Here is a 10,782-nt window from a genome sequence, read left to right as displayed (position 1 = left end):
GGCCCTGGACACGCTGCCCGAAACCCCGGTGCCCGTCGTCGCCCAGGGGCTGGAGGAGACCACCGCCGTCCTCGCGGACCCGCCCCTGCTGGAACGGGCCGTCGCCAACCTGGTGGCCAACGCCGTACGGCACACCCCGTACGGCAAGAAGGTCCTGATCAGTGCCAGCGCCCTCGGCCCCCGCGTCGAACTGCGCGTCGTCGACCAGGGGCCCGGGCTGCGGCCGGAGGACCGGGACCGGGTCTTCGAGCCCTTCCAACGCCTGGGCGACACCGACAACACCACCGGCCTCGGCCTCGGACTCGCCCTCGCCCGCGGCCTGACCGAGGCCATGGGCGGCACCCTCACCCCCGAGGACACCCCCGGCGGCGGCCTGACCATGGTCCTCTCACTGCCCGCCGCCACAGCTGCCGGGCAGATGGTGATCACCGAGGAGGCACCGGCATGAGCCGAGTCCTGATCGTTGACGACGAGCCGCAGATGACGCGGGCCCTGCAGATCAACCTCAAGGCCCGTCACTACGACGTGGCCACCGCCCCGGACGGCGCCACCGCGCTGCAACTGGCCTCCCGCAACCCGCCTGACGTCGTCGTCCTCGACCTCGGCCTGCCCGAGGTGCCCGGCATCGACGTCATCCAAGGCCTGAGGGCCTGGACCTCCCTGCCGATCATCGTGGTCTCCGGCCACACGGACCTCGCCGACAAGGTCGCGGCCCTCGACGCCGGAGCCGACGACTACCTCACCAAGCCCTTCTTGATGGAGGAGTTCCTCGCCCGGCTCCGAGCCGTACTGCGCCGCCCCCCTGCCATCGACGAGCCGGGAACCGTAAACCTCGCGGACTGGCGGGTCAACCTCGCCGCCTACACCGCCGTCCGCGCCTCGGGCAAAGGCGAGGCACTGCGCCTCACCCCCACCGAATGGCGGCTCCTCGCCCCCCTGCTGCGCAACCCCGGCCGCCTGGTGACCGGGCGCCAGCTGCTACGGGCCGCATGGGGGCCCGGTCACGAACAGCGGACCAACTACCTGCGCGTCTACTTCTCCGGCCTGCGCCGCAAGTTCGAACCGGACCCGACACACCCGCGCCATCTGATCACCGAACCCGGCATCGGCTACCGCTTCGAGCCCTGAACGCAGTGAGCCGTGGCAGTGAGTTACGGGACTCGAACCCGGGCTCTGAGCCTGGGAATACCGAGCGTCGCTTCGGCCAGAAGTCCGGCGACCTCGGCGACGCGGCCCGGCGCAGTACCGGGGGCGCGGGGACGGGCAGGTCCTCGGCCGGCTCGGACCAGTCGTTCATGGGTACGAGCACCAGCGACGGACCGCGTTCCTCGCGGGCGGCGTGCACGGCCCGCCCGATCGCGCCGGGCACGTCCTGGGCGCGCACCGGAGACTCCACCCGGACCGGGTAGCGCCGGTCAGGCCTTCCAACCGCCCCGCGAGGAAGGGTTCTTGGGCGAGGTGGCGGCGGTCCTGCTGGCCCACAAGGACCACGCGTCATGACAGGGTGCTCCGGCGGCTCGCGACCTGACCTCCCAGCCCGGAGTTCGCCCGCAGCCACGCGGTCAGCGCCTCCGTCATCCCGGCCTCGGAGGCAGTGGGCTCCTCGCCCTTGCGGATGGACATGATCCGCTCGACGACGCGCCGATGGTAGCCGCGGACCACGGAGGCGGCGGCGGCCGGATCGCGGGTGGCGATCGTGTCCACGATCCGCACCCGGTCCGGCTGGAGGGCGCCCGCGACCTGCCCCCAGCTCCCGGTCTCGCCGCCGGACAGCTTGACGGCCAGCCCGATCTGGAGCTCGGCGATGAACCGGCACAGCGCGGCGAGCAGCGGGTTGTGGGAGATCTCGGAGAGAGTGACGAAGAAGTCCCGGAGCGCTGCCGCGGACTGCTCCACGCTCTCGGTGTTCTCGTTGGCGGCGGTCCGCTCGGCCGCGTCCCGCAGGCGGGCGATCTCCTCGTCGGAGGCGTGCTCGGCGGCGAGTTCGGCGGCGTACGCGTTGAGTGCTCCCAGCAGCCCCAGCACATCCCGGGCGCCGACCTTCTCGACCTGGACGACGGAGGCGATGGACAAGGCGAGCAGGGTGTCTCCCTGTGCGGTGACCGTTGCTCTGCTGCCGTTTCTGGTGTTGATCAGGCCCATTGCGGTCAGGACGCGGATCGCCTCGCGGATGGTGGGGCCGCTGACGTCGTAGTACGCGGCCAGTTCCCGCTCGGACGGCAGCCGGGAGCCGTCCGGGAGCACGCCGCTGAGGATCTGGTCGCGCAGGTCCTCGACGATCTGGTCGGCGACCCGGCCGCGGTAGAGCTTCGCGGGGGTGTGAGGCACGGACATGTCACTCCCAATGGGCTCCTGGGTCTAGATGACCCATCCGAGAGGACGCTAACCTACCTAGTAGGTTGATTCAAGGCTGATTCAAACTCTGTTCAACGCTCCGACTCGCCGGGCCGGATGAGCAGCTCGCTCACGGCCGCATGGGCGGGGCGCGTCACGACGTACTCGACGGCGCTGGATGCGCCGGTCACCAGGGTGACGGTCCCCTTCAGGTCCACCTCGGTCATGGTCGTACTCCTTGGGATTCGGTACCTGAAGTTCGTTAGAAGCTCGCTACCTACCTTGACACAAACCTACCAAGAAGGTTTGGTGGATACAGCGACGACCGGATGTCATCCGGAAGGGCGTTCCGCGGCAGGTTCGCGGGAGCGCCGACCCCGGCCGATCGCGACAGTCATCACGCCCCGCCGCGCGAAGACCGACCCGGATGCGTCGGCCGCGCAGGGGCAAGCACCGGACAGCGGAGGACAGCGATGAAGATCGCCCCGTACGACGAGAACGCGTTCCGCATGGACCACCCCAGGGGAACGGTGTCGTTCAACTACCTGCTCATGGGCGACCGGAGCAAGCCGCTCGAGAACTACCGCTACATCCTGGGCCGCCAGGAGGCCGACTTCCTGATGCCCCGGCACTGCCACACCTTCGAGCAGATCCGTCTGCCGCTGGTGGGCGACATGAACCTGGGCGAGCAGGGCATCCTGCGCGAGGGCGAGGTCGGCTACTTCCCCGAGGGCCAGACTTACGGGCCGCAGGACGACCCGATCGGCGACCCCAAGCAGCTGCAGCTCGTGCTGCAGTTCGCCGGCGCCTCCGGGCTCGGCATGGGAGCCGGCCGTGGCCGCGGCCCCGACAACAAGGAGGCACAGGCCGAGCGGCGCGCGCGCCGGGAGGTCAAGTTCCCGCGGCCGCGCTACAACGGCGTGGTCATCAGCAACCCGACGCACTTCAGCTATCTGCCGGTGCCCGGGTGGCCGGGAGTGGAGCGCAAGCACATCGGCACGTACACCGAGCGGCAGTTCTGGATCGAGTTCATCAAGATCGAAGCCGGTGCCGAATGGATCTCCACCAGCGAGGACGCGCGCCGGCTGACCGTGGTCCTTTCGGGCGCCGGCACGGTCGATGACACCGAGATCGGCAAGCTCGGCGCGGTGGAGGCCGACCCCGGGGAGAAGGCGCGCTTCGTCGCGACCGACGAGCTGGTCCTGTACACCGTCGGCCTGCCCCCGATCGAGCTGCCGGCCGTGCCCTCCGAGCAGTTCGACATCATCACGGCCGATGGCGGGATCAGGTTCGAGAACCCCAAGGACGACGACACCGCCTGAGCGCGGCTGCGGACCGGCGTGGACTCGCCCCGGCTCGCAGCCAGCCGGCCCTCCGGCAGGCGGCGGCTCGGGACGGCGCGCCCTCCCGAGCTCCCGTCGGCCGATTCACCCGCACGCACCCTCACGGAAAGCACCCAACCCCCCGTGAAAATCGCCTCTCGGCGGACCCCCTTCGGCGACCGGCTCTGCTTCCCCGAAGTCGTTCCGCACCACCTCATCGACATTCAGGCCGCCTTCGTGCGCCGGCTGGAGACCGGCGGCGTCCACCGGGACGACGCCCTGGCCCGGGCCCGGCTCGCCGTCCCCGGTGACCTGCCCGCACTCCTGCAGGCGGACCCGGAGCTCACCGCCGTCCGCCGGGTCTTCGACTGGGCTGTGGAACACGCCGACACCGGCGAACTGCACGATGACTGCCTCTGGTCCGACGAGCCCGGACGGCTCGGCCCGCCGATCGGGCGGCCGCAAACCATTTGGTGCATGCTGGCCAACTACCCCCGCGAGCGGCCCGGAGCCGAACCGGCCGGTACCGCGCCGGCGCGGACCAAACGAGGTCCCCAGGGCTGTCTGAAGGCCATCAGCGCATTGGCGGGTCCGCACGACGAGCTCCGGTATCCGGCCATCAGTAAGAAGGTCGACCCGGAGATGGAACTGGGCGTCGTCATCGGCCCCCGCTCGCGCTTCCTCACGCCCGAGACCGCCATGCAGGCGGTGGCCGGCTACGTCGGCTTCTGCGACATCGGCTCGCGGGACGTCTCCGAGCTGGACAACAACCGCATGGACCGCGGTAAGGGGTTCGACACCTACGGGATCACCGGCCCCTGGTTCGTCACCGCCGACGAGATCCCGGACCCGCACCGGTTGCGCATCCGCTCCTGGGTCAACGGCGAGCTGCGGCAGGACGGCAGCACCGCCGAGATGTTCCACTCCATTCCCGACCAACTGGCCTGGCTCACCGAAGCCCTCACCCTCGCGCCCGGCGACGTGCTGTCGACCGGAACGCCGCTGGGCCACCCCCTTGTGCAGCCGGGCGACGTGGTCCGCGGCGAGATCGAGGGGCTCGGAGTCGTCGAGAACAAAGTCGTCCTCGACGACTGAGCAACCGGAGGTCAGCCATGTCCCAACCGCACCTGCAGATCGTTGTCGGCAGCACCCGCCCCGGCCGGCGCGGCCTCGCCGTCGCCACCTGGATCCACGACCTGGCGGTGAAACACGCGGGCTTCGACGTCCAGCTCGTCGACCTCGCCGAGGTCGGCCTGCCGTTCCTGGACGAGCCGCGTCCTCCACAGCGCGGCGAGTACGTTCACGAGCACACCCGGCGCTGGAGCGAGACCGTGCGCTCCGGCGATGCGTACATGTTCGTGGTCCCCGAGTACAACCACAGCTACGGTGCGGCCACCAAGAACGCCCTGGACTACCTGGCCAAGGAGTGGGCCGGCAAGCCGGTCTCCTTCGTCGGCTACGGCGGGGTCGCCGCGGGCGCCAGAGCCATACAAGCCCTGGTGCCCGTGGTGTCCGCGCTCGGCATGGTGCCGCTCGCGCACTCCGTCAACATCCCGTTCATCCGGCACGCGATCACCCCCGACGGGAGGTTCGAACCCGCCCCCGGGCTCGACGAGAACGCGACGGGCGTGATCGATGAACTGCTCCGGCTGACCACCGCACTCTCCGCGGTCCGGCTCGCCACCCCGGCCGGGTGAGCGGGAACCCGGTTACGCAACCACCCCACCACCGAGAAAACAGAGGAGCGACAAAATGAGTGGACTGACCCTGGCCCAGGCGTCCGAGATCGTGGACGCCGCGCTGAGCCACGCGCGCGAACTGGGACTGCGACCCCTGACGATCACCGTGCTCGACCCGGGTGGCCATCCGCAGGTCGTCAAGCGAGAGGACGGCGCGGGCATCCTCCGCCCCCAGATCGCCCACGCCAAGGCATGGGGCTGCCTCGGCACCGGCTCGGGCGGTGCCTCCGGGGCGCGGCACGCCACCCGCGACCCCGCCTTCTTCGCAGCCCTGGCCGCGATCTCCGAGGGACGCATCGCCTCCTCCCGGGGCGGCGTGCTCGTCCGGGACCAGGACGGCGAACTGCTCGGCTCGGTGGGCGTCAGCGGTGAACGCCCCGAGAACGACGAAGCCGTCGCCGTCTTCGGAGTGGAGAAGGCCGGCCTGATCGCCGACGTGGGCTGACCGCAGCCCCTGTGGCCGGGACCGGCGCTCAGGACGGTCCCGGCCACCACCGGAAGCGGATGTAGCTCAACCGTACGAGCCGCGTTCCCCGGCGGGGCGCACCCGCGCCCCCACGGCATCCACTCCGCACAGATGGCCGATGGGAAACAGAGGTGCACCATGGCAAAGACGCCAGACAGCCTCACCAACACACCTGAACCCTCGCAAGCACCACCGACGCCCGGGGAACCGGGAACACCCGACACGCTCCAACTGACCACCAGGCGACGCGCGCAGGCCCTGGCCGTCTGCATCGCCGCCGCGTTCCTGACCCTGCTCGACGTGAGCATCGTGACCGTGGCGCTGCCCTCGATGGGCCACCAGCTGCACCTGACGTCCGCCGACGCGACCTGGTCGATCGCCGGATACACGCTGACCTTCGGCCTGGTGCTGATCCCGAGCGGCCGGATTGGGGACGAGTTCGGCCGCAGGAAGGTCTTCCTCACAGGGATGGTTCTGTTCATCGTCACGGGCGTGCTGTGCGGGTTCGCACCGGACGCCAGATGGCTGGTCGCGGCCCGGCTCGCCAGGGGGATCTCGGCCGGCCTGGTCGCCCCCCAGGTCGTCGGACTGATGCACCAGATGTACCCGCCGCGCGAACGAGGCCGGGCGTTCGGCTACTACGGCGCCACGGTAGCCCTGTCCACGGCCATCGGCCCGCTGCTCGGCGGCATCATCCTCCAGTCCTTCGGCACCGCCGACGGCTGGCGGTGGATCTTCTACCTGTTCATACCGCTGGACGTGCTCGCCCTCTTCCTCGGCGTGCGCATACTGCCCCAGGGGCGGCGTAGCGAGCGGCGCAGCAGCCTCGACCTGGTCGGCACCCTCGTGCTCGGACTCGCTGTCACGGCGGTCATGCTGCCTCTGCTGCAGAGCGGTGACTGGGCGCACCGCCAGTGGTGGCTGCTCTTGGCCGGCGTCGCGCTGCTGGTCGTCTTCGTCCTGCGGGAGCGCGGTCTCCCGAGCCGCGGCCGGCAGCCGCTGGTCGACCTGAGCCTGTTCCGTGCGCGCGACTACTGGGTCGGCTCGCTGGTCGTCGCGGCAATCTACGGCGGGTTCACGGGCATCTTCATCGTCCTGTCCCTGTTCCTCCAAAGCGGCCTGCACTACACGGCGCTGCAGGCATCCTTGTGCACCGTGGTCTTCACCATCGGTTCGGCGGTCTGCGGGATCATCAGCGGCCGTATCGTGCATCGCGTCGGCCATCGGCTGGTGATCGGCGGCACCGCCGCCACCGCCCTGGGGCTCGCCGCCACGGCCTTGGTGGCAGGCACGTCCTCCGGCGCCAACATGGGACTGGTCCTGGCCGTGCCGCTGCTGGTGGCCGGCTGCGGCGCCGGCTGCGTCATCGCCGCCAACCAGACGCTCGCCCTGCACCGCGTACCTCGCAGGGAAGGCAGCAGTGCGGCCGGCGTCTACCAGACCGGCATGAAGATCGGCACTTCGCTGGGGGTCGCCCTGTCCAGCTCCCTGTACTTCGGCGAACTCGGCGCCTCGCACGGCGATTTCGCCGCCGCGGCGCAGATCGGCCTCGCCGGCGCGGCCGCACTGGCCGCGGCCGCCTTCCTCATCGCGCTGCCAGGCTTCACTCGCGGCGTGCGCGACACTCCCGCGTCCATCGTGGCAGTGGAGGAGGTGGAGCCGGCCAGGTGAGGCGCGAAGGGGTGCCGACCGCGACCGGTCGGCGCCCCTTCACGTGGCGGGCATCACGGCGGGCTCGGTGAGCACGCCGTTCTGGGCCATGCATGCTCGGCGTGACGGTCTTCTCCGGATACAGCGCAGTCTCAGCGGCGTTGATCGCCGAGCAGTTCCCGACAGGGTCCGCTTTCGAGACGTCAACGGTTCCCCGATCCCACGACGCCACCTTTCCAACGGCTGTTCGCGATGTCAGGGCGCTGCGCGGCTCGGTGTGGCCGGTGTGGCCGGTGTGGCTTCCAGGAGTCGCCGGCGTATCTCCTTCTCCTGGGCCCGTCGTGCGGTGACGTCGCGGATGACTGCCCCGACGTGGCCCGCGCTGCCGTCAGGACCGGTCAGCAGCACCACGCTGAACTCGATCGACACGGTCCCGCCGTCCGCGGTCAGCGCGGGAACGGCCAGGAGGTCGTCGTCCCCGTACCTGGAGGACCCGGCGGCCATGGCCGCCACGAAGCCGTCCCAGTGACGCTGCCTGTGCTTCTGGGGGATGATCACATCCAGATTGCGGCCGGCGACCTCAGCCGCCGAGTAACCGAAGATCCGCTCCGCTCCGCGATTCCAGTAGCGGATCAGGCCTTCGCGATCGATGATCACTATACCGTCGGGTGCCTGGTCCACCATTGCCAGTACTACATCGGTCGCCAGCTCTTCCATGTCGCCTCCGAGGTGGGACGATCCCGCGCCGTCTCCGTACAGATCCTGGAGGCGAGTGTATACAGTCGACAGTCATCGTCACAGGGACCGGGCGACGAGTTCCTTCATGACCTCGTTGGCCCTGGCCAGAAAGCGCAGGACCAGGTTGTCCGCGTACATGCCGGCGATCGGGTACTCCAGGCAGTAGCCGTAGCCGCCGAAGAGCTGCTGGCAGCGATCGACGACCTCGCCGGTGCGGTCGGTGATCCAGTACCTGGCCCTCGAGGCGGTGGTGGCGTCGAGTTGGCCGCGCAGGTGCCGCTCGATGCAGTCGTCGAGGAACACGCCGTTGACGCGGGCGATGGTGGCACATTCGGCGAGCTCGAAGCGGGTGTTCTGCAGGCTGAACAGGGGGCGGCCGAAGGCCTGCCGTTCCTTGGTGCAGTCGATGGTGACGGCCACGGCGTTCTCAGGCCACCCGGAGCTTTGGCGCCGGTATCTGCACCTGATCATGGACAGTCTGCGGAAACGGCCTGATGACAGCACTCCGCTGCTCGACACCGGTTTCGGCGAGGCTCAAATGGTTGCCTCGTTCGACCGCGGCGCCGAGCAGCGAGCCAAGCGGATCAACGACTAGCCAGGGTCTGACAGGCCCTGGCCACCCACGACAGCGGGAGGTAGGCGATGCGCGACGAGGACCCCGGGCTCTTCGGGCCGGATTCGGTGACCTGGCAGCTGCACAGCGACCCGATGATGTGGATCGCCGGCGTCCGGGCGCTGTATCTGCAGGCGCTGCACCCCCGCGCTGTGCGGGGCGTCTTCCAGAACAGCGACTTCCGCAAGGACGCCTGGGGGCGTCTCCTGCGCACCGCGGACTTCGTGGGCACCATCACCTACGGCACCACGCTGGAGGCGGAGCGCGCCGCGGCCAAGGTCCGGGCGATACACCGCAGGCTGACAACCACCGACCCGGGGACCGGGGAGCGGTTCCCGGTGGATGCGCCGGAGTTGCTGCTGTGGGTGCACTGCGCCGAGATCGACTCGTACCTCGACGTGGCCCGCCGCTCCGGCTTCCCGCTCACCGACGCCCAGGCGGACGTGTACGTAGGCGAGCAGCGCACCGCCGCCCGGCTGATGGGCCTGGACCCGGCGGGCGTACCGGGCGACACCGCCGAGCTCGCCGCGTACTCCGAGAAGGTCCGCCCCGAACTGGCCGCCACGAACGAGGCCTTCGAGGTCTTCGCCTTCCTCCAGGCGCCGCCGGTCCCGCGCGCTGCGCTGCCGGCCCGGGCCACCGTGTGGCGCGGCGCGACCGCGCTCGCGTACGCCGCGCTGCCGCCGTTCGCGCACGAGCTGTACGGCAGGCCGGTGCCGTCCGTGCCGGCCGTCACGCGGCGGTTGCGGGCGACGGGCCGGGGCCTGCGGGCCGTACCGGCCTTCCTGCGCTGGCAGTTGCCGCCGGGGCACATCGTGAAGGCGGTGGGCAGGCTCGGCCCGGGCACGCATCCGTCGGCGTACAGGTTGCGCAAACAGGAGAAAACGTGGCTCGCGCGTCCATACTGAGAGCGGGGAAGAAGCGGGGCGGAACGACGGGGGCGGCGGACGCACGATGGCGGCTGGGGCGTTGATCCAGGGCCGGTACAGGCTGCAGGAGCTGATCGGCCGGGGCGGGATGGGAGAGGTGTGGCGGGCGGTCGACGAGTCGCTCGGCCGGAAGGTCGCGGTCAAGTGCCTGAAGCCGGTGAGCACTTCGGCGGACGCCGGCTTCGCGCGGGTGCTGCAGGAGCGGTTCCGGCGTGAGGCGAGGGTCGCGGCGGCGCTGCAGCACCGGGGAGTGACCGTCGTCCACGACTTCGGCGAGCACGACGGGGTCCTCTACCTCGTCATGGAGCTGCTCGACGGCCGCAATCTGCTGCAGGTGCTCCAGGACACCCAGGGCAACCCGCTGCCGGTGCCCGACGTGATGGACATCGCCGAGCAGGTCGCCGCGGCCCTCGCCTACACGCACGCGCAGGGCATCGTGCACCGCGACCTCAAGCCGGCCAACATCATGCGGCTCTCCGACGGCTCGGTGAAGATCTGCGACTTCGGCATCGCCCGGCTCGGCCACGACATCGGCTTCACCTCGCGGCTCACTGGTACCGGCGTCGCCATGGGCACGCCGCACTACATGTCGCCCGAGCAGATCGGCGCGGACGAGGAGATCGACCACCGCAGCGATCTGTACTCGCTGGGCTGCGTTCTGTACGAGATCACCACCGGCGCCCCGCCGTTCGACCTCGGCGACGCCTGGGCCGTGCTCGTCGGGCACCGCGACACCGTGCCGGAACCGCCGAGCACCCACCGCGCCGGACTGCCCGACGAGCTGAACCGGCTCATTCTCGACCTGCTCGCCAAGGCCCCCGACGACCGCCCGCAGAACGCGGCCGACGTCGCCGGCCGCCTCAAGGCGATGCGGGCCGCGCCCTTCCCCACGTCCGTCCCCGCCCCTGCCCCCGACGCCGGTCTGCCGTTCTGGGCCCGGGACTCCGCCCTCCGCGCCGGCGGCCGGCGCACCACCGCCCCGCGCGCCGCC

General features: G+C 70.5%; 14 protein-coding genes. 10 read left to right on the top strand and 4 right to left on the bottom strand.

Annotated elements, in window-relative coordinates; genetic code table 11:
* Both EFK10_RS05790 and EFK10_RS05785 read left to right on the top strand, forming a co-directional pair.
* Positions 1 to 448, top strand: a 448-nt coding sequence (locus EFK10_RS05790; protein ID WP_164835843.1) for a sensor histidine kinase, incomplete at its 5' end; no start/stop codon positions are given.
* Complete coding sequence (locus EFK10_RS05785; protein ID WP_127354682.1) at positions 445 to 1,128, top strand: response regulator; 684 nt, start codon at positions 445 to 447, stop codon at positions 1,126 to 1,128. The genes EFK10_RS05790 and EFK10_RS05785, both read left to right, overlap by 4 nt.
* A 366-nt stretch (positions 1,129 to 1,494) precedes the next feature.
* Here EFK10_RS05785 and EFK10_RS05775 read toward each other — a convergent pair whose 3' ends face one another.
* The gene (locus tag EFK10_RS05775) at positions 1,495 to 2,334 is read right to left on the bottom strand and encodes a FadR/GntR family transcriptional regulator (RefSeq protein WP_127354681.1); all 840 of its coding nucleotides are present in this window, start codon (positions 2,332 to 2,334) and stop codon (positions 1,495 to 1,497) included.
* A gap of 92 nt (positions 2,335 to 2,426) precedes the next feature.
* Positions 2,427 to 2,561, bottom strand: a complete 135-nt coding sequence (locus tag EFK10_RS51890; protein ID WP_265737474.1) for a hypothetical protein — start codon at positions 2,559 to 2,561, stop codon at positions 2,427 to 2,429.
* A 246-nt stretch (positions 2,562 to 2,807) separates the two neighbouring features.
* Here EFK10_RS51890 and EFK10_RS05770 point away from each other — a divergent pair, with 246 nt between their 5' ends.
* The 5 genes from EFK10_RS05770 (at position 2,808) to EFK10_RS05750 (ending at position 7,532) form a co-directional block, all read left to right on the top strand.
* Positions 2,808 to 3,656 carry a hypothetical protein gene (locus EFK10_RS05770; protein ID WP_127354680.1) on the top strand — a complete coding sequence of 283 codons (849 nt, stop codon included), beginning with the start codon at positions 2,808 to 2,810 and terminating at the stop codon, positions 3,654 to 3,656.
* Positions 3,657 to 3,800: 144 nt separating this feature from the next.
* The gene (locus tag EFK10_RS52560; protein ID WP_127354679.1) at positions 3,801 to 4,751 is read left to right on the top strand and encodes a fumarylacetoacetate hydrolase family protein; all 951 of its coding nucleotides are present in this window, start codon (positions 3,801 to 3,803) and stop codon (positions 4,749 to 4,751) included.
* A 17-nt stretch (positions 4,752 to 4,768) separates the two neighbouring features.
* Entirely contained in the window at positions 4,769 to 5,353 is a 585-nt protein-coding gene (locus tag EFK10_RS05760) for an NADPH-dependent FMN reductase (RefSeq protein WP_127354678.1), read from the top strand.
* Between the two features lie 55 nt (positions 5,354 to 5,408).
* Positions 5,409 to 5,840: a GlcG/HbpS family heme-binding protein gene (locus EFK10_RS05755; RefSeq protein ID WP_127354677.1), complete on the top strand. Its 432-nt coding sequence runs from the start codon at positions 5,409 to 5,411 to the stop codon at positions 5,838 to 5,840.
* Between the two features lie 159 nt (positions 5,841 to 5,999).
* Complete coding sequence (locus EFK10_RS05750; RefSeq protein WP_164835842.1) at positions 6,000 to 7,532, top strand: MFS transporter; 1,533 nt, start codon at positions 6,000 to 6,002, stop codon at positions 7,530 to 7,532.
* 234 nt (positions 7,533 to 7,766) lie between these two features.
* On the opposite strand, the gene EFK10_RS05745 is transcribed toward EFK10_RS05750, so the two are convergent.
* Together EFK10_RS05745 and EFK10_RS05740 are read right to left on the bottom strand one after the other, a co-directional pair.
* A complete protein-coding gene (locus EFK10_RS05745) occupies positions 7,767 to 8,228 on the bottom strand; it encodes a PAS domain-containing protein (protein WP_127354675.1) in 462 nt (153 codons plus the stop codon).
* Positions 8,229 to 8,306: 78 nt separating this feature from the next.
* Entirely contained in the window at positions 8,307 to 8,669 is a 363-nt protein-coding gene (locus EFK10_RS05740; protein ID WP_240677016.1) for an acyl-CoA dehydrogenase family protein, read from the bottom strand.
* Here EFK10_RS05740 and EFK10_RS47040 point away from each other — a divergent pair.
* The 3 genes from EFK10_RS47040 to EFK10_RS05730 all read left to right on the top strand — a co-directional run.
* Entirely contained in the window at positions 8,656 to 8,844 is a 189-nt protein-coding gene (locus EFK10_RS47040) for a hypothetical protein (RefSeq protein WP_164835840.1), read from the top strand. The two genes, EFK10_RS05740 and EFK10_RS47040, sit on opposite strands and share 14 nt — an antisense overlap.
* Positions 8,845 to 8,891: 47 nt before the next feature.
* Positions 8,892 to 9,770 carry an oxygenase MpaB family protein gene (locus EFK10_RS05735; RefSeq protein WP_127354673.1) on the top strand — a complete coding sequence of 293 codons (879 nt, stop codon included), beginning with the start codon at positions 8,892 to 8,894 and terminating at the stop codon, positions 9,768 to 9,770.
* 46 nt (positions 9,771 to 9,816) lie between these two features.
* The coding region (locus tag EFK10_RS05730; RefSeq protein ID WP_164835841.1) for a serine/threonine-protein kinase at positions 9,817 to 10,782 on the top strand (966 nt) is incomplete at its 3' end.

It is taken from the genome of Streptomyces soli (genome assembly GCF_003999195.1).
Lineage (GTDB): Bacteria > Actinomycetota > Actinomycetes > Streptomycetales > Streptomycetaceae > Actinacidiphila > Actinacidiphila soli.
The sequence above is the reverse complement of the archived record's forward strand: the minus strand, read 5'-3'. Positions and strand labels throughout refer to the sequence as shown.